Annotated in this window: 8 protein-coding genes; 1 reads left to right on the forward strand and 7 read right to left on the reverse strand. The window is 46.5% G+C overall.

Annotated features, from left to right (window positions below; genetic code table 11):
* Positions 1 to 107: 107 nt before the first annotated feature.
* Positions 108 to 1259 (reverse strand): GGDEF domain-containing protein, encoded by a 1152-nt coding sequence (locus OCV11_RS08475; protein ID WP_261892142.1) that lies wholly within the window; start codon positions 1257 to 1259, stop codon positions 108 to 110.
* A gap of 587 nt (positions 1260 to 1846) precedes the next feature.
* On the opposite strand from OCV11_RS08475, the gene OCV11_RS08480 reads away from it, so the two are divergent.
* Entirely contained in the window at positions 1847 to 2395 is a 549-nt protein-coding gene (locus tag OCV11_RS08480; RefSeq protein WP_261892144.1) for an MSHA operon transcriptional regulator, read from the forward strand.
* 95 nt (positions 2396 to 2490) lie between these two features.
* On the opposite strand, the gene OCV11_RS08485 is transcribed toward OCV11_RS08480, so the two are convergent.
* The 6 genes from OCV11_RS08485 to OCV11_RS08510 form a co-directional block, all read right to left on the reverse strand.
* Entirely contained in the window at positions 2491 to 3834 is a 1344-nt protein-coding gene (locus OCV11_RS08485; protein ID WP_261892145.1) for a diguanylate cyclase, read from the reverse strand.
* Positions 3831 to 4781, reverse strand: a complete 951-nt coding sequence (locus OCV11_RS08490; RefSeq protein WP_315972750.1) for an ABC transporter substrate-binding protein — start codon at positions 4779 to 4781, stop codon at positions 3831 to 3833. The genes OCV11_RS08485 and OCV11_RS08490 overlap by 4 nt, the downstream gene beginning before the upstream one ends.
* Before the next feature lie 285 nt (positions 4782 to 5066).
* The gene (locus tag OCV11_RS08495) at positions 5067 to 5312 is read right to left on the reverse strand and encodes a hypothetical protein (RefSeq protein ID WP_261892148.1); all 246 of its coding nucleotides are present in this window, start codon (positions 5310 to 5312) and stop codon (positions 5067 to 5069) included.
* A gap of 315 nt (positions 5313 to 5627) precedes the next feature.
* Complete coding sequence (locus OCV11_RS08500; protein WP_261892149.1) at positions 5628 to 13727, reverse strand: non-ribosomal peptide synthetase; 8100 nt, start codon at positions 13725 to 13727, stop codon at positions 5628 to 5630.
* Between the two features lie 566 nt (positions 13728 to 14293).
* Positions 14294 to 19084 carry a non-ribosomal peptide synthetase gene (locus OCV11_RS08505; RefSeq protein WP_261892151.1) on the reverse strand — a complete coding sequence of 1597 codons (4791 nt, stop codon included), beginning with the start codon at positions 19082 to 19084 and terminating at the stop codon, positions 14294 to 14296.
* 147 nt (positions 19085 to 19231) lie between these two features.
* A complete protein-coding gene (locus OCV11_RS08510; protein ID WP_261892153.1) occupies positions 19232 to 20911 on the reverse strand; it encodes a cyclic peptide export ABC transporter in 1680 nt (559 codons plus the stop codon).
* Positions 20912 to 20928: the final 17 nt, after the last annotated feature.

The following is a 20928-nucleotide window of genomic DNA, read 5'->3' on the forward strand; positions in this document are numbered from 1 at the left end:
TCACAATGATTTTCTGAGCGTACTTAATAAAAAACCGCCAGACTGAGCCAGTCTGGCGGTTTTCTTTTTAATCAGCTCAAATCGGCTTTACTTAGAGAGCAGCCGCATTAACTGACCGTCACTAATTGGTTACGCCCTTCCGCTTTGGCTTGATAAAGCGCTTCATCGGCCAAACCAAAACATTTGGTCATGTCATGTGCGCCTTCCAGTTCGGAAACGCCAATACTGACCGTGATCTGGATACTAATCTCGTTTAACACAAAGTCATGTTCTGCCACGGATTTGCGAAAATGGGAGAGCTTGTCGAACACCTTTTCCCGGCGTTGCCTACAAAATAAAATCGCGAACTCTTCACCGCCAAAACGCGCAACAAGATCCTGTTCGAAATGGGTGGTAAGAAGCTCGGCAAGACCTTCTAACACTCGGTCCCCTTGCAGATGCCCATAGACATCATTCACCGGTTTAAAATGGTCAATATCGATTATCGCGATAAAGTATGGGCCGCGCTCACGCTCAAACAACAGTGATGATTTATCTTCAAAAAAACGGCGGTTGTATAAACCCGTTAACTTATCGCGAATCGCTCGCTGATAGTGCCATTCGATTTCATCAAAAAACAGCAGCGATAAAATGGCGCCAAGTTGTACAAAGGTAGCAACGTTTTGCGCGACGACTATGCCACTGATATAGAAGATCATCCGCTGCGAAAGGTCATAGGATATCGCTGGAACAAAACTCACTACCGCTGAAAAAAACAACCCCGAAATCAGCAATGCATCGCCAATTTTTCCTCGAGTACGATATTGAATCGCAATATAGGTGGCAAAGAGAAAACCGAACGACAAACTGAAGGCCGCAATATTGGCTCTCAGTGAAAACGAGTCAGGAACATACTGGACGAGCCAATACATTAACGCGGTGTAACCTAAAATATGAAGTGCAGCAAACACCTGCACGCAACAAGTTAAACGACGTTGATACCACTGCATTACACCAAAGAGCATCAGATACGTGATCGATTGATAGATAAAGTTGTTTACCAACACAATCACACGAATGTCAAACCATCCACGCGCTAAGCTTACCGCGTAACCAGCACCAAAAAAGAGGCTATAAAGCATAAACCAATTTGCTGCGCGTTTTTTGTTTAGGGTCAGTTGATTTCTTGCCATAAAAAGAAACATAAAAGCAATAAAGCAACAGATGAGGTTATTGATAATCGTGGCTAATCGTAAGATATCGATATCAGCGGCGTTCATGAAGATCTCAGCAAACAAGTGGTTTCGGTGTAGAAGTTCAAACAGAATGATTGAAAAACGAGCTAATAATACATGAAAACTTTGACTTTGAATCCAAAAATTTCACCTGTTAATGCAAAAACTATCAATAATGATACATTAGCTAACTAACTTGTTGATTATCGATAATTTTATTCTCGCCTATTCATATACTATTTTATGAAACAAAACACAATCCCTAACGACTCATTGTCACAATTGGGCCTAAGACGACACTCACACGCATAAGCATCGTTTTTCTCATTATTTCTATCATAAACACAGCTTATGGGAACGTTACCGATAACAATAGTGATCTCGATTACGATTTAACAAGGGGGCTTCCCAATTGACACAAAAATAAACGATTGTTTACTCGCAATTCCATGAGTAAACAGTATAGAATGTGCGACCTTGCTCACACCGAGCAAATGAAACTCAGTTAGAATGGGAACCTTAGGCATTATTGCCACTCTCATTATTTACTAATTAAAACAAAATAAAATGGCCTCTAACTTATGGATAGAGGTGAGCCGTTTATTAACATTAAAACAGATCCGTTGTAGCCAATGAGTCCAGATAAATTTACCAACGTCTATCGCTTACCAGGCTCCATTCAAGTGCGTATTGCTAAATGGCAAGCGACCTTCCGTGGAACCTCTGATTTAGTGCTGCATACCGCACTCACAGAGCGAAATAAACAATATAGTAAGAGCGACTTTTTGCCAAAAGGATGGTGTTTAGTCCCCTTCGAAAATGACGATATTTCTATTACCCATCATGGTCGTTATATTCAAACCACCATATTAACGATGGAAGATAGAAAGGTCGCATACAAACGAATATATTTATCTCGTCTGCCATTAGAACAAGCAGAACCCGCTTTATTAGCCTTTAAACAAGAGTGGATGGGAAAATATAACCGCGTCGTCAAACGCTATAACCAAATTAAGAAAAAAGAGTTTCTTGATTTAGCTCGAGAAGAACTAGAAACCCTTTATCCTTCTATTCCGAAGGGGGAATTTGATAAAGCGGTATGGAATCGACTGGTATTAAGCGAATTAGGCCCAGCAAAGAAATACAGCAACCCTTATTTTGTGAAAAAAGCGGACGTGTAAATCACGCCAATGGCGACGCGCCATTGAGGTGAGTACGGTAAACAACCTTACCAGCAAATATTCCACTGGTTAACATCGCCCGACTTTGGAGGAGTTCATCCTAATTTGACCTCCTCCTCCAATTCATCCATTAATGCGCAGCAGCAGTTACCTTCCATTTTCATCTTTGCCTGATACATCGCCTTATCAGCAACTCGAATCAATGTGACAGCATCCAGACCTTGAAGTGGATATAGAGCGATACCAATACTCGCGCCAACCGATACTTCACAATCTTCATCGACCAAAATCGGTTCGCTTAACTTTTCAATCAGCTGCATCGCCTTCTCTTTTACCCCATTGAAATTGGTTAGGAGATCCAAGCAGACGATAAACTCATCACCCCCAAATCGACCACAAAAATCTGACTCGCGCAAATTGGCGCGTAGGCGATCTGAAATCGCAATAATGACTCTGTCCCCTGCATCATGACCAAAACTGTCGTTGATCTGCTTGAACTTATCTAGGTCGATAAACAGCACCGCCAAATTGAGATGGGTGCGCCGAGCTTGAGTTATCGCTTGGTTAAGATGCTCTTTAAGCGCACGACGGTTAAGCAAACCACTCAATGCATCTTTTTCCGACAAGAAACGTAAACGCTCTTTCTGTTTTTCCAATTTGTAAGTTTGGCGTTCAACTTCACTTTGCAACTCTTCTTTACTGTAAGTGGTATCTTGCAAAGAGACCTTCATCTGGTTAAAGAACTTAGCCAAAATCACGAATTCGCTGTCGAGATTATGGTGAGATAAACGGCTATCCAAATCACCACGCGCCAAATCCGATATGCCCTGTTTCATTAAATTAAAGCCGCGTTTCTGCCGTTGCAGAATAATAAAGGCTATTACACCCACCACCAGAGCAAACACCACTTGTTGCACTAAAGCACTAATAATTGAAAAACGTTGATTTGCTGAACTTTCATCCAGTACCAAACGCTGAATATAGGAGAGCTCTTCAGTCATGTTCTGTACCAGCATGTTGTAGCGCGAGTGGAGCAGTTCACTGGTTCCCACAAAGCGGCGTCCAGCGGGTTGGATCAATACATCATTTTGTTGGGTTAATGCGCGTTCTTGAACCAATAGAGCGGCAAGGCTACCGTTCATTTTCATTAAGTTATCGACTTTAAATTCCACTTCCGTGGTTTTTTCTAGTAATACGGCGAGCTTTTTCTGGGCAAGATAAACTTGCTCTAAGCTCTTATCATCACCGTATTGCAAGAAAACCCACAATTGACTGCGTAAGCCATCAACACTGTGTTGAATTTCAGTAATTTTATTGAGTTCGTTTAACGTTGTTTGCTGTTCTTGCCAAAGCTCAAAAAGTGAAAAAATGATAAAACCGACCAACAGCACCGTAGATGCCAACAGCAGAGTCAGTTTTCGCGTGATGGAGTTGATCATTTTGGCGATACCTCTGTTTGAAGCACCCGTATCAAAGCATCCGAATCAAAGAAAGAACGGTAATCTGGCATATTTCCCTTCACCAACTGGTTATCTAAAGCCCAACGAGCTTGCAGTTCTAGATTGGCTAGCAGCGCATTTCCCAATGAAAGTCGAAACGCATAATCATGCCAAGACCACTCTAACTGATGCTGTCTAATTCCTAGATCTGTTGAGACTATCTGCCGCGCTTTGTCTGGATTTTGATTGATCCACACAATCGCGCTGTGCAACGCTTCTAATAGTTTGTATTGTTGTTCTTCGTGCTCTGTCGCGTAGCTCCTCATCGTCATGAGATTAAATGACAGATCATAGATTCCCATAATGCCCAAATTGACCACATCACTACTCGCTCCCATTTGAGTCCGGTAACCCCATGGTTCCCAAACAGAAATGGCATCCACTTTATAACTGAATAACGCCTGATCCATTTTATCTGGCGCGTAATAGACTCGTTCAACATCCGATGGGGATAACCCCGACGCAATTAACACCGAATCCAAATAGAATTCGCTAGAACTGGCTTGAACTACGCCCACCTTCTTGCCCTTTAAGTCAGCAATATCTTTTATTCCACCGCTGGCTAAGGTCAGTAATTTCATATCATTGTCTGAAGAGACGAAGCTCGATAGCAAAACGAAGTCATCGCGAGAAAAGCTATTAAACATGGCGACCGATTCTGAAGCGGTAGAGTAATCGACACGTCCATCAAACATGTCATTGCTACAAACAACCCCGCCGTTACAGGGCACTAACGTAACGTTAAGACCTTGCAATTTGAAAAGTCCAAGATTCTTAGCGACGATCAAAGGGGTAGACAGAGGTGTCTGAGACACACCTATCCTGATCGTGCTGTTTTGCGTTGTGACATTGTCACTGGTTGGTGAGGCTGGTTTATCTTCCTTCATGCTCACCGCAATCAGTGCAACAATTACGACTGCAGCAAGCCAACCTACCTTGGCAACGCTCCGTCTTTTCATTCGCACCTTGCCCCTATAACATAGTGAAATGAGTTTTATATGAGAAGTGTAGTATTGAATTGTTAATCTGCTACTCCTTAAGAGGTGGAAAATAACAACCAAAGGAGAGAAATTTGAAAAATAAGACTAAAGTGCAACTGCTATCACAAAATATGCAAAGCCAGTAGCACTTTTGCTACTGGCGCCGATTTATAAAACCGGAAATGACAAGAGTTAGTGTTCTGTTCCGGATGGATTATCTCCAAAAGCGGCCTTTTCATAGATGTCCGCCATGGATTTCGGTTTGGATTTGCGAGCGGTAGCTCGACGTGCAGATGATTTATGCGAGTAATGGGGTTCAAATTCCTGTTCAACCAATTTGAGCGTCTCTTCGTGCTCTTTGGCTGCAGCAAGGAATTCAGGGTTAGACATCGCCTTTTGGCGCAGGCGGTTAACGCGTTCCATGGTTTCCCACAACATAAAGTTACCTCCTCTACCACTGTATATATGTACAGAATACTACTGGACACTCTATTGTCAACTAAAAAGCTGTATAAAAAAACAGTATGAATAAAAGGTATCTATATCCAAAGTGGGGCAAAACTGACGGTGCCTAACTCTGGATACACTCTAAGTGTAGTAGTTATAAAGAAATTTTCCAGACAACATAGTAAAAAAGAGGCATATCGACTCAATTATTCGCGCTGATATCATCCACAGGGAAAAAGAGCAAAAAAAGCAGGAGCCACTTACGTAACTCCTGCCTAAATCGCGCTTAATTAGCCGCTATAGTGCTTAAAAATTGCCTTTAATCAGACCCATGATGCTTTCATTAAATCGACGTGAACTTCGCGATTTAGTGAAAGGAACAACCTTTCCTAATTTCTGTTGCCACCAAGACCACGCATCTTCGCTCACCGCATCAAGCAACCAATGCTGACAGCCACTGCCTTGCTCGTTTGGACCACACGCCATGCGCTGCTGCGCGGCTTCAATTCGCAGTAACGAGCCAATCTCTTGCGCTGTGGGCCATACCTTAATTTGGCAACCTTTGCTTGGCTTGGCGGCAACCAATGCCGCATCCAACAAGGCAATACGTTGAGGATGATCCAACTGAGCAATATCCTGCTCAGTGATGCCCAGTAACCAGCCCAATTTTGCTAACCGATTGCACCAATTGAGGATCACCTCAACCATAGTGACATCGGGTGTCCCTTGTGCAAGATAAAGCGCCTCGACCCGATCCAAATAGACTTGTGGCTCACTATCCACAGACTTAGCAACCAACGCACCTAAGTGAGTGGCAACCCAAGCCTGACTCCCCGCCCCCATGACATGCACCGTGGCATCGGCCTGAAGATAGGATTGAATCGCCTGCCAATAGTATTCCGCTGCAGCTTCTGCCGTGCTATGCGGTACATTGAGTCCGTTCAAACCACGTGGCCGCAATGCCAACACGAGGCAATCTTGCCCCCAATTCGATAGATGAGGACGACGATTGAGCAGCAGGTCCGTGGTATCTAGTAGATAGATCACCACATTAGTGACATTGTCACCTTGATGCAGTATTTCAAGCCTCTGCTCTGGATAATCATGGGTAAACCTTGCACCTTGTTCATATTGAGCTTGGCGTGCCAAGATGCCTTGCGACATCGCCTCAGCCATATAACCGATGTAGGGCTCAACAAACACGTGGTAGTGGTTAGTCTCTTTAATCATGGCAATCTTAATCTCCTGCGGAGCCATAAAGCGATCCCAACCTAAATAGGCAGCCATCTCCTCCGATTCCCCAATAGGACGCTCTTCTGCAATCAAAAGGTCCATTGCCATCGGCAGAGCTTGGTAGTGATAGTCCGCGGCTAAGATCCCTTCACGGTGCAATAACCACTGGCGGTAATAGTGCTCGCTCCAACCGCTTGGCAGCATCCCCATGGCACTCGCCTCAAGGTAGTAGTCGTACCAATTAAGGTTGGGATCTTCAACCGTCACCTCTTGATTAAGACTCAAAATATCCGCCGCCAATCCGTCAAATACCTCTTTACTCATCGCCGTCAGTTGCTGTTCGTCACTCATTTGTGCGCGTAATTGGTGACGTTCTACTTGAGGTTTCACCGCCGAGGTATCAACAATGCCAACATATTCCACTTGTTGGTCTTGTCCCAATAATTGTTGGGAAATTTCCCAAGCCAGAGTGCCGCCAAGGGAGATCCCAGTTAAGCGATATGGCCCTTGGGGTTGAACATCACGCATCAAACGAGCAAAGCGTGCCGCCGCCGCTTCAACGGTTTTAAACGGAACGTCATTGCGATCTGGTGCAGAGAGACCATAAACAGGAATAGTCGGATCGATATAGCTTGCCAGCAGCGGTGCATACATCATTTCTCCGCTCGCTTCAGGCACAATAAACAGTGGTCGTTCACCGGCTTTGGCAGCACGCAGCGCCACCGCCATATCCGCTTGATCACCGTGACGAGCGATCACATCGGCAATATCGGCTAAACGTGATGAAGTAAAAAGTGCGGCTAAACTGAGCTCATAGCCGTGCTGACGTGCCTCATTTAAAAACTGCACCGCCAACATTGAGTGACCACCCAGTTCAAAGAAGCTGTCTTGGCGACCAATCTGTTTTACCCCAAGTAAACGCTGCCAAATTCCAGCAATGGTTTGCTCAATCTCACCTTCAGGAGGCAGATATGCCTGCTGCGCAAGATCCTGTGGCTGAGGTGCGGGTAAGGCTCGATAATCGACTTTACCATTGGCGGTTAACGGCAGAGCATCCAGTTTGACATAGGCAACCGGCACCATGTATTCGGGCAAACGTGCTGCCAAATAGACTTTCAGCGCCTGCGGCTGTGCTTGCCCAACATAGTACGCCACCAGCGTGGTGTTTTGCTCACGGTTGACCGTCACAGTCGCTTCACTCACTCCACTGTGAGTGTTGAGGCAAGCACTGATTTCTCCAAGCTCAATACGAAAACCGCGAATTTTCACTTGGCTATCATTACGACCTAAATACTCCAGCGTACCATCCTCACGCCAACGGCCTAAATCGCCACTGCGATAAAGCCGAGAAATAACAATGCCCTGCAGTTCGCTTATCTCTTTTGTTGTAAACGGATCTGCGATAAATCGCTGTTCAGTCATCTCGGCAAGTTTAAAGTAACCACGCGCGACACCAGTGCCACCGATATACAGCTCCCCGATCACCCCATAAGGCACGCGTTGACCATAACTGTCTAGAAGATGAATTTGAGTACCGCTTATCGGCTGACCAATATCAATAACGGTCGCATCACTGGCAATCACCCCAGATGTTGCAACCACTGTCGTTTCTGTTGGCCCATAGTTATTGACTAGTTGGTAAGTGGCATCTGCAGCAGGCAGTCGATTAAGACGATCGCCCCCAACCAATAAATAACGCAGTGTGGGATGGGTTAACTTACGCTGCATAGCCAGTTCAGCAATCGGAGTAGATAAAAAGCCCACTTCAATTGGCGTCGTTTGCCACCAGTTCAATAACTGTTCTGGATCTTTGGAAACCGCTAATGTAGGCAGATGCAATCGTGCCCCCGCACACAGTGGCGGCCAAATTTCCCAAACACTGGCATCAAAGCCCACCCCCGCTACGGCTGAAACAGGCGTTTGGCGCGTAATGGCAAAGGCCGGATTATGCCACGCCACCAGATGTAACAGTTGAGAGTGCTCAACCATCACCCCTTTCGGTTTCCCAGTCGAGCCTGAGGTATAAATCATATAGGCAAGCTGATTCCCTTTAATGGTGTTCACCACAGGTTCACTGCTCGCCAAACGCCAGTCGGTCTCTTGCATCAGGTTCCAAACCCTATTGGCTTGAGCGTGTAAACAGCTGTCAGGTGACATTGCCGCCAACACGGGAACAAAATCGACAATACCATCGGTGAGAATCAAGGTCGGTTCGCTGTTTTCGACCATATACGCCAAGCGCTCTAACGGATAGTGCGGATCCATAGGAACGTAAGCACCGCCGGCTTTTAACACTGCCAACATCGCAATAATGCTATAGCGAGTACGATCAAAACAGAGCGCCACACGCTGCTCAGCGCCCACGCCAGCATGAATAAGCTGATGTGCCAATTGATTGGAAGCCTTATCCAACTCGCCATAGCTCATCTCGCCCGACACATCTCGCAGTGCAACATCAGCAGGATACTGCTTGGCATGGCGCGCAAATAAGTTCACCACATTCTCATGAGCAATCTCATGTACCTGCGGGTGCGGATTTCCCTGCGCTAAACGTTGTAGGTACTGTAATTCGCTATCAGGCACCACACCAATTTGGTGGATAGGCTTGCTCACAGCTTGCGTCGCCACCAAATTACTCAACACCGTTACCATCATGGCAGCAACCCGTTCACTGCCAACACTGCGCGCCACTTGGACATCGAGTGAGAAACCGCGTAGCCCGTGATCGTTAATCGACAACACCATCGGATAGTTGGTGCGCTCTTCTGCGTACAGTAGATCGAGCGATTGCGCTTGAATCTCAGTTTGGCGACTGCCACCATCATAGCGATAGTTGATCAGCGCGGTAAACAGTGGGCTCTGTGGTGCGACACTACTGCACTGCTGTGCCAGAGCGAGCGACGCATGCTCATAATCCAGCATTTCCGCAAGATGCTGCTGGGTTTCTTGAATCGCCTGCACGACCAACTGATTACTTAAACTCAGCCGCAGTGGCAAGGTATTGAGGAACATCCCCAACACACGATTGGCTCCATCGCCCGCAGCCATGCGACCAAACAGTACCGTGCCAAACACCACATCATCACGTCCCGTTGCCGCACGAATCACCAATGCCCAAGCCAGATGAAATAGCGTCGCAGCACTGACACCATGCTGTTTGGCCACTGCGCGAATTTGCTCAGCCAGAGCGTCCTCTAACGGCAAATGATATTCAGTGGTATCACTGCCATCGCCTTGAATATCGAGTAATTGAAACGGTGCACACGGTTCATCAATATCCGCAAGACGACGAGTGAAATAAGCTCGTTGCGCTTCAAGATCAACCTGTTGGCGACTCTCGTACACAAAATCACGAAACGGCAGCGGTTCCGGTAGTAAATCCTCTTTGCCCAGCAGATGCGCTTGCACTTCTTCCATCATCAGCTCTAAGGTGGTGTGGTCAAAACAGAGATGGTGCATCATCAAGCAGAGTAACCAACGCTCATGCGCCGCATCTTCTGTTGCAGCCAGAGACATCATCGGCGCACGATGGACATTGATACGCGTTATTTCAGGCGCAAAATGCGCTTTAAGCGCCTCAACTTTGTCTTCCTCAGTCAATTCAAGCTGCTGGACTTGTAATGGCGCTTCACGCCAAACCACTTGGACTGGTTCGGGCAAACCTTGCCACAAAACGCTGGTACGTAAGATATCGTGTCGATTGATCACCGCTTGCAAAGCGGCGACAAAACGCTGCATGTCTTGTTCTGTAGCAAACGCTTTGATGGCCCGCGTTATATAAGGATCGCCCTCTTGCGCGAGCATATGATGGAACAAGATCCCCTCTTGTAACGGCGCTAAAGGATAGATCTCTTGGATATTGCTCACTTCGCCAGGAATCTGCTCAACAATGGCATCAATATGCGCTTGCTCTAATTCGATCAGTGACAAATCTTGTGGGGTCAATTGCGTCTGACCAAGAGTAATACGATTGTGCGGAACCGGAGTGCGCGCTGGAGCCTTGGTCGAAGCAGCACCAAGCGCGTAGCTAAGCTCTGCTAAGGTAGGGTGAGCAAACAAGGTTTTGATGGTTAATTCGATACTGCGCTGGCGTAGCTGCTCAATAAGCTGCACCGCCAGTAATGAGTGTCCGCCCAGTTCAAAGAAATTATCTTGTCGGCCGACTTGCTCCACACCTAACAATTGCTGCCAAATATCCGCAAGTAACTGCTCTTGTTCATTTTGTGGCGCTTCATAAGCGCGATGAATATAGGCATCCTCACTTGGGTGCGGCAAAGCGCGATAATCGACTTTGCCATTCGCCGTTAAAGGCAATTGCTCTAAACAGACAAAAGCACTTGGCACCATATAGATGGGTAAGGTAGCTGCAAGTTGCTCGTGCAGTTCTTCAATCCTAACGGAGTGATTGAGGTCGCTTTGCGCATTCCGCTTTGCTTGTGTGTAATAGGCCACGATGCGTTGATCGTTTTGCTCTTTGAGGACTTGGACCGCGGCCATCTCAACCTCAGCGCATTGCTGCAGCGCATGGGCAATCTCACCTAATTCAATACGATAACCGCGTATTTTTACTTGGTTATCATTACGACCTTGATAGATAAGCGTGCCATCGTGTGCCAGCGTCGCCAAATCACCAGTGCGATACATGCGCGAATTCGGTAGCGCTGAAAATGGGTCGACAACAAATCGCTCTGCCGTCTGTTCTGGTAGATTGAGATAACCACGCGCTACGCCTGCACCACCGATATAAATCTCACCGGTCACGCCCCAAGGCACACGTTGGCGCTGTTCATCAAGCAGATAAATCTGGGTATTCGCAATCGGTTTGCCAATGTGTAGGGTGTGAGACCCATTCATCGCCCCAGATGTTGCAACCACCGTAGTTTCGGTTGGACCGTAGTTATTGACCAGGGTGTAATGGGCGTTCTCTGGCACATTACGATTGAGCTTGTCACCACCCACCAAAAGATAACGCAGACGCTTAGGCGCGATTTGCCCCGCAAACGCCAATTCAGCGATCGGCGTAGGTAAAAAGCTCACTTCAACCTCTTGCGCCTGCCACCAAGCCAATAAACGCTGCGGGTCACGGGTTATTGCTAAATCTGGCAAACATAATCGTGCGCCAGCCGCTAACGGTGGCCACACTTCCCAAACCGCTGCATCAAATCCCATCCCTGCAACGCTCGAAGCCACACTGCTCTGGTTGAGTGCAAAAGTGTGGTTGTGCCAATGAATTAGGTTAGTCAAGGTGTGATGTTCAACCATCACCCCTTTGGGTTTACCGGTAGAACCAGAGGTATAAATCACATACGCCAAATCTTGAGCACCCGATGCTTGATGATCAGGATTACGCTCACTCTCGCTTTTCCACAATGGCGCATCCTCGATAAGATGCACCAGTTGTACGGTTTGGTCTAAATCAGCTAAACAATCAGCAGCAAAATCGATAACCCCATCGGTCAACAGCACTTGTGGCTCACTGTCTTGCAACATGTACTCAATACGCTCTTGCGGATAAGCGGGGTCAATTGGCACATACGCGCCACCGGCTTTAAATACTGCCAGTAATGCACTAATCCAATTCGCACCACGGTCGCAGCACACCGCAACTTTACTCTCTGCACCGACACCCAAGCGACGCAAATAATGACCAAGTTGGTTAGCTTTAGCGTTAAGTTGTGCATAAGTGACATTGTCACTCATAGTACTCACGGCAATCGCGCTAGGCTGCAACGCTGCTTGGCGTTCAAAAAGCGTGTACACAGATTCAAACGCACCAAAGTCGGCTTGGGTGCAATTGCTGGCTACCCAATGTTGCTCGTCGGCGGCGGTAAGCAAAGGCAATTGACCCACTGGTAAAGAATGCGCTTGCTCAACCACTTGCTGATAGAAATTCATCAAGCGCGCAAAATGCGCATCCAGTTCAACATCGCTATACAGAGCACGGTTTGCATCCAGGCACAGTTCTAAGCCCTGCTCTGCGCCGCGGTCACAAATGTTGATTGCCAGATCATCAATGGGTCCGAGCGCTAAGTTATGGGGCTTAACTGAATGACCCGCAAAGGTCATGGTGTAATCAAACGGCAAAATATTAATGTGAGTAAGACATAACGCCTCTTCTGCATTGACCAAACCAAGCTGGGCTGACAACGCTTCCCCGCGATAGCCCTGATGGCGCACCGTGCTCATCACCTTGCCTTTGACTTGCTCGACCAACTGCGCCAAGGTGCTTTGCGGCGTCAGTGTGAGGCGCAGTGGCAAGACATTGGACATCATGCTTGGGCATTGACGCGCCACCTTATTGCGCCGCCCTGTCATTGGACAACCCAGCACCACCTCTTGTTGACCCGTCATACGCGCAAGATAGAGCGCACTGAGCGTAATCAGTAGCTGCGGCAGTGGCGTATGCAGTGTGTGAGCAAGTTCCACCAACTGATGTTGCGTCGCGGTTGGCACATAGGCTTGCCGACGGACGATCTCAACACAAGCCGCTTGACGAGAAGCAAGGCTCAATGGCGCTGGCCGTTGCTCCATTTGCTCCACCCAATAACGTTGATCTTTCTGATACTGTTGGGTCTGTTGGTATTGCTGCTCAAGCTCCAGCACACTCGCAAGAGGTGTAAATTCACTTGGCGGGATCGCATCACCTTGAGCTAAGGCGGTATAAATTTGTGCCACGCGTGTGGAGAAAAGCCGCGCGCCAAATCCATCGACAACTAAATGGTGAGCCGAAGAAAAATACCAGTAGCGCTGCGGTGAAAGTTGAATTACGGCAAACGAACAGAGCGGACCGAAGTGTGGGTCAAAACGGCGCGCGCTTTCTAGCGCGATCCATTCGCGTGCTGCAGCGATAGGATCGGGCGCTTGACTCACATTCACTTTGGGAACTAGGCAGCTTCGAGGGGCATACACCTGGCATACTTCGCCCTGTGGTCCTTTTTCAAAATTCACCTGAAAAGCATCGGTTTCCTGATGAGTTTGGACAATGGCTCGAACTAACAGGTCTGAGTCAATATGGCCATCAATGTCCATATATTCGATCACTTTAAAGACTTTGGCACTGGCTTCATTATTTAATTGCTGAGCAAACCAAATGCCTCTTTGAGCGGCGGATAAAGGTAATACAAGGTTCTGCTGTTCACCGGCATAAATTGATGAACGATTCAGATCAATCATAGATATAAACTCTCTATTACACACACGTGACAATAGCCCTCATATATTTAAAGGACCACAATAAGCACAAATTTTAATAAAATAAAAAATTAAAAATAAAAGAACCCTATAATCGGAATTACAGGGTTAATTTTTAAAGACAACACTAGCCATATCAATTCAAAATTTGAATCTAATAATAAACGATCTTTTATAAGGAACCCGATGAGAGGGATCGCCACTCACCACTTAGGTTGCTATCGCCTTGAAGCCAAGCTAGGTGTAACTATATGGTACATAGTACAAGTTAATTGATAGACTACTCCAATTACGCACCAAATAACACTCAGATAACTCATTATTATTTGGAATATTTACTTTTGGGATGAATATCTCATTACGCTTTAATATCGTATGAAAATGTCATTAGTCTATTAATTAACAGTGCGCCATACTTATTATTTACCAAAGTGAACAATAAAACACACCACTTCATAGGAAATATAAAATCACAGTTAAAATGGTATTATTCAACCCAATAATTATTGATATTCAATTTTTACTTACTTGATATTTAAAATATATCATTAATGACTATGAATGAGTTCCATTAATTGATGAACATGGCGTTTCTTTAATAACTGCATATGGTTCACGGCACAATGGGCCACCTCCAATTTCGGCAAATGCTTCAGCCACAGCGTTTGTTCTGAGTCAGGTGTTGCAGAACCAAACTGAGCTTGACTCGTTTGAGTCGATAGCAACAGACGTATCGGTGCAACGGGCCACTGCTCAGGCTGATAGCCGGTACGTAAGTTAGCCGCAAATACGCGCACTATCCCCATAAATTGGTCTAACGTAGTCGCCGCTGGCAGTGCCCCTTTGCTCACCAGTTGGTGATAGACCTTGGCAATACGTTGCGTTGGCTCTAACGTCTCTAAGATTTCCCAAGTCATCGGTAGCGTAATGCCATGCATTTCCATCAATCCTGCCAGATAGGCGATAACTTCCAAATCGGAGTATTCACGTTGCACTGCTTGTGGTGGTTGCGTATCTGCCATCACCAATTCAGCCAATTCAATCCCCTCCTGTTCCAGCAATTGAGTTAACTCAAGCGCAACCCAACCACCAAAGGAGTGACCAATAATGTGTACTTTACGTCTCTGGTCTTGATCTTCAACCGATTTGACGCCATGCATCAGCGGCAAAATCGCCTCTAGGTAACAACGGGCTGCCGCTTGCACTTGAGTGTGCGCAGGCAAGTCGCCCCACAAGCCACGTGGCTGCAAACCAACTATCGTCATGGTGTTGTCCATTTGTTCAACGAGGTCCACAAACGCAAACACATTATCACCGCCCCCAGGAATACAAATGGCAATATCGCCATCGGGATTGCCGGTTTGTAACGGAATTAGCGGATCGTAATGCAGTGCCTCTGTCGTCAAATGCGCAGCTGACAAGTCGCGATTTAGCTTTTTAGCCACTTGTTCAGGGGTAATATAGGCGGACTTTTCACCACTGATCGTCATCGTTAACTGGGAAGCGCTATAGTAGTTTTCCCAACCTAACGTCGAATCATCGGCTTGTGAAACAAACAGATGCAAGGTTAAAGGTAAGCGATGAATCTGATATTCATGCTCAATCCAAGCTTGACCGGTTTGTGCATCCAGTAGTGGCACGACAGAAACTGGCGAATGTTCTATCAGACGCAGTTGCTGGGCATGAGTGGTGGCTGCCCAACAATCAATCAAGCCCAAATAGCTGACTTGTTGATCAATGCCCATTAGCTGCGCGGCCACTTCATAGGCGATAATCCCAGCAGCGCCGCGACCAACCAATCGATAAGGACCTTGCGGCTGATACTGGCGAATCGCGTGAACATAATAGTCCGCTAGCTTTTGAATGGTATTAAGCTCAGCGAATACGTTCTCGCCACACAAAATTCGATACAGAGGGATATCCGCATCAACCGCATCACTCAATTGCGCTACCCAAGCTGCATTTTCTTGCTCATCGCCAAAATAGAACAGCGGCGTTTGTGTGCCTGTGCTTCGAACCTGTGAAATCAATTGATTAAGGTAATCGGGATGTCGATAACGCTCATGCAACGCAAACAAAGGCTCTGCCAGCTGCTCGGCGCGCGTTCTCTGTTGGAGAATGTCTTTTTGTAACGGAGTCAGCTCATTGTGGTGCGATAACTCAATAAGCTCATCTTCAACGTCATGGTGAGCACCATTGGACTCTATTGCAGCGCCATTCACCTGCGTTGCTAATTGCGCCAAAGTTGGATGAGTAAACAGTGCTTTAATCGCCAGCTCATCGCCTTGCTGGCGCAGCTGTTCTATCAATTGCACCGCCAGCAGTGAGTGCCCGCCTAATTCAAAGAAGTTGTCTTGACGACCGACCCGCTCTACGCCTAGTAAGTGTTGCCATATCTGTGCTAAGCGCAGCTCAACATCACCTTGTGGCGCTTGATACTCGCGTTGAATAAATGCCCCTTCGGTCGGTTTAGGCAGCGCGCGATAATCCACTTTTCCGTTCGCGGTCAGTGGCATCTGCGCCAATTCAACGTAGGCGGAAGGCATCATGTAACTAGGTAAGGTGTCAGATAGCTCTTGATGAATCGAATTGGGTGTCGGTACGACTCCCGTCTCTTGGCTGACTGTGTAATACGCCACAATGCGCTTATCTTGACGATCATTGACTACCGTCACCACCGCCAATTCAACTCCTTGGCAGGCTTGAACGCCGTGAGCAATTTCGCCCAGTTCAATACGAAAGCCGCGGATTTTCACTTGGCTATCATTGCGACCACGATATTCTAACGTTCCATCAGGGCACCACCGTGCCAAATCTCCGGTGCGATACATACGTGCATGAGGTAAATCGGCAAACGGATCGGGTAAGAAGCGACTGGCTGTTTGCTCTGGCAAATTGATATAACCGCGCGCAACCCCAGCGCCACCAATATAAATTTCACCGGTGACGCCACAAGGCACGCGTTTTTGCCGCTCATCCAACACATAAATTCGGCTGTTTGCGATAGGCTTGCCGATATGCAAAATATCCGCATTGGTCATGGAACCTGATGTCGTCACCACAGTAGTTTCAGTCGGGCCATAGTTGTTCACCAGCTCATAATGAGCCTTGGCTGGCGCATGACGAGTTAACTTATCGCCGCCAACCAGCAAGGTTTTCAACGTGGCTGGCGCGACATCTTGAGCAAAAGCGAGCTCCGCAATTGGGGTGGGCAAAAAGCTCACTTGAACCGGTTGATTCACCCACCAACTTAATAGCTGCTGCGGATCGCGCGTAACTGCCAGTTTAGGCGCACAAAGCTCAGCACCGACACAAAGCGCAGGCCACACCTCCCAAACCGTCGCATCAAAGCCCATGCCGGCGACACTCGATACCACGCTTGCAGAGGTCACCGCAAATGCTTGATTATGCCAATGAACCAAGTTGGTTAAGGTGCAATGTTCCACCATGACACCTTTGGGTTTACCCGTCGAACCCGAAGTGTAAATAATGTAGGCAAGATGATTCGCCGCATACTGCTCATGGCTTGGATTCTCTTCACTGCCAAACATCCACAGCACTTCATCTTCTGACATATGCAGCACTTCAACGGGGCTTTGCTGCTCTTCAAAGGAGACCACGCCATCGGAGAGTAAGAACTGCGGCGCACAATCTTGCACAATGTAATCGATGCGTTCCATTGGATAAGCAGGATCAATCGGCACATACGCACCGCCCGCTTTCCATACTGCGACCAAAGCAATCAGCCAATCCCAACTGCGATCGCAACACACTGCCACTTTCACTTCAGGTCCTACGCCACGTTGGCGTAAATAGTGCGCCAATTGGTTTGCGCGTCGGTTGAGCGCATCGTAAGTGAGCTGCCCTTCTTCAACTGAAAGTGCGATGGCGTGTGGCGTGCGCTCAACCTGTTGTTCAAAAAGACGAAATACGGGTTGATGTGGACCAAAATCTTGTACTGTGTCATTCCAGCTCTGCCATTGTGCTAAGTCTTCGCGCATCATAATCGGATAGTCACCCAAACTGGATTGCTGGGTTACTTTGGTCACAGTGGTGTAAAAATGCATTAAGCGCTGAAAGTGCCCATCGAGAGTAACATCATCATAGAGGGCGCGGTTGGCATCAATACAGAGCTCAAGACCATGCTCTGCGCCGCGGTCACAGACGTTGATCGACAAGTCATCCAGTGGCCCCAATGAAACATTGTTGGCTTGTACTGGTAGCCCGCCAAAAGTCATGTCGTATTCAAACGGCAAAATGTTAATGTGGGTCAGTACTAGCGCATCATCAACATTAATTAAGCCTAATTCCTGACTAAGCTCTTCCCCGCGATAATTTTGGTGACGCACCATGCTTAAGACTCGCGCTTGAACTTGTTCAACTAACTCGGCGAGTGTCGCGCTAGGATCGATCGTTAAGCGCAGCGGTAACACATTCGACATCATTCCTGCATAGCGGCGTGCAGCTTTGCTGCTGCGTCCAGTCATAGGACATCCTACCAGTAGGTCTTGCTCACCCGTTATGCGATACAAAAACAGGGCGGTAATAGCGATAAGCAGTTGTGGCAAAGGTGTACCAAGATCTGCGGCTAAGCGGCGCAGCGCTTGATGGGTCTCTTCAGGCAAGTAAGATTGACGACGCACAATGCCAGTGCACACCGCACGACGTTCACCCAAACTCAAGGGTGTTGGCATGCCAGCCATCTGCTCAAGCCAATATTGGCGATCTTTTTGATAGGCATTACTGGTGCGATAACGTTCTTCACTCTCAAGCACTTTGCTCAGCGGCGTAAAATCACATTCAGGAATCGGTTCTTTGCCCATCATGGCACTGTATACCTGAGCGACGCGAGATGAGAGTAACTGAGCGCCAAAACCATCAATGATCAAATGGTGGGCGCAGGCGAAATACCAAAAACAGGTCGGACTTAACTTCAATACCGCGAGAGAAAACAAGCGATCGTAATCCCAATCCCAAGCACGCTGACTCTCCTGCTCGACCCAATCACGCGCCATTTGCTGGGGATCAGCAGCGTCACTGCAATCGATTACAGGAATAACGTAAGGCTGATGAACGATCGTCTGTTGTAACGGCCCCATTTGACCCGGATAAAAAATGCGTTGGAACGATTCTGTTTCTTTCAGTGTGTGTTGAAATGCATCGAGAAGAACCGCTATATCCACTTCCCCATCAATCTGCAAATATTCGGTAATCTTAAAGACTTTAGGATTGGCTTCTAAATTCAATTGTTGCGCGAACCACATTCCCTGTTGAGCAGAAGACAATGGCATCGCCAACGTTTCATCACGTAATAGTGATAAACGGTGCTGTTTTTCCATATTAAATAACCCGCATTTTACACAATAAAAATGGGCCCTTTTGTATGAAACAAAAAGACAAAGATTCAAAGCCAAACGTTACTTTCAAGTGATATGGATAACCAAATTTATTTGGTTATCCATTATTGTTATAGTATTTACTTTTCTTTACGCAAATATTCTTTGTAGATTAACTTCACTTTGTGATAAACGAATATCCTCTACCAACCTCCCACTTTCAAAGCGTAATAATTGGTCAGCTAATTCGAAATATTTATCATCGTGTGTAATCACTAATACAAGTTTATTTTGACGTTTTAATTGCGGAATAATTTCAGTATAAAAAAGTTCTCTGAATCTTGGGTCTTGGTCTGCTGCCCATTCGTCATATAAACAAATTGGACAATTTTCAATATACGACATAACCAAGGCCAAGCGTTTCTTTTGCCCTTGTGACAGAGCCGTTGATGAGAAACACCCATGATGGGTAGACACTTTTTTATCCATCTCTAACTCTTGTAGAAACGGCACAATATCTTCGTCTTTTGCTAACTCACCATCAGGTGCAAGCACATGATTAAAAAGATGAAAATCCGAAAATATAGCTGAGCATAATCCTTGATAACTCTCCAGTTCATCAACCTGACTGATTGGCTTATCATCCAAACTAATCGTACCGCTGGTGGCCTGATACAAACCAAGCAGTAACTTAGCGAATGTGGATTTACCACTACCATTTCCACCGGTCAAATAAACTGCGTCACCTCGTTTCAGTTGAGTCGTAATAGGCCCGACAGAAAAATGATAATCATCTAACCCACTATTTTCATACTCAAAACAAAGCTGGTCTATTTTAATTTCATTCCACTGTTTCATATCAACTGTATTTACATCATTTTGGATACGTATCGCAAAATTTGATGAATTATTTAAATCGAGACTTTCAATATTTCGATAAGAAGCAGAGAAATCACTCATTTGATTTAATGATCCGACCACACTCTCCAATGGATTAATCATATATAATATAGTTAATACAAAACTAACTATCGTATTGAGTGATATTTCCGGCCAATAATTGGCCGCACCAAAGACAATCACACCAATAACAAAGAAGACTAACGTCGATGCCATGCTATTTAACATCGTAAACAGCACCGATACTTTAATACTGCGCTCTTTAATATCGGCAAAATTGCGCAGCAAAATACTTTGGTAAACAAATTTGCGTCGTTTGGCATTAATACTGAGCTCTTTGGCCCCATTCACTAACGTCGTTAAGCCATCAAACAGTTCATCTTCATGACCACGCAAGATACGGTAGTGACGCAAACCAATGCCCAAAAATAGGCGAGCCAGTAACACAATGGCCGTGATCAGCACAAACACCACGCTAAACAGCTGCCAAGAGAGAAAAACCAAATAACCTAAGCAGAGCAGCACCGTCACAAAACTGTAGATGAACCCAGGCATGATCAGCAGCCCATCCGAAAGCTTAGCCGCATCGGTTTTCATCGCAGCAAGAATGCGATGCCCACCAAGGCGTTCAATAGTGGCATATTGAGTACAGAGTAAGCGTCTAGCTAATTCATCACGAAACTCATACACCACTTGAGCGCTCAACTTCGCCAATAAGTAACGCGAACCCAACCCAAACAGCAGCACGCCCAATACCGCTGAACCAAACAGGGCAAAATCACTCCAATTAATTAGATGAGACTCACTGAGCGCAGCCAGCTGAGTGGTAATGATTTTCAGCATACCAAGCCCCGCTAATGCGCCTAAAATGCTGAAAAAAGTTGCCGTCAAAATCGGCCATTTAAAACGTAATAAAATGGATTTAAACATCTCTAACCTCGGTGTTT

Source organism: Vibrio porteresiae DSM 19223 (assembly GCF_024347055.1).
Taxonomy (GTDB): Bacteria; Pseudomonadota; Gammaproteobacteria; order Enterobacterales; family Vibrionaceae; genus Vibrio; species Vibrio porteresiae.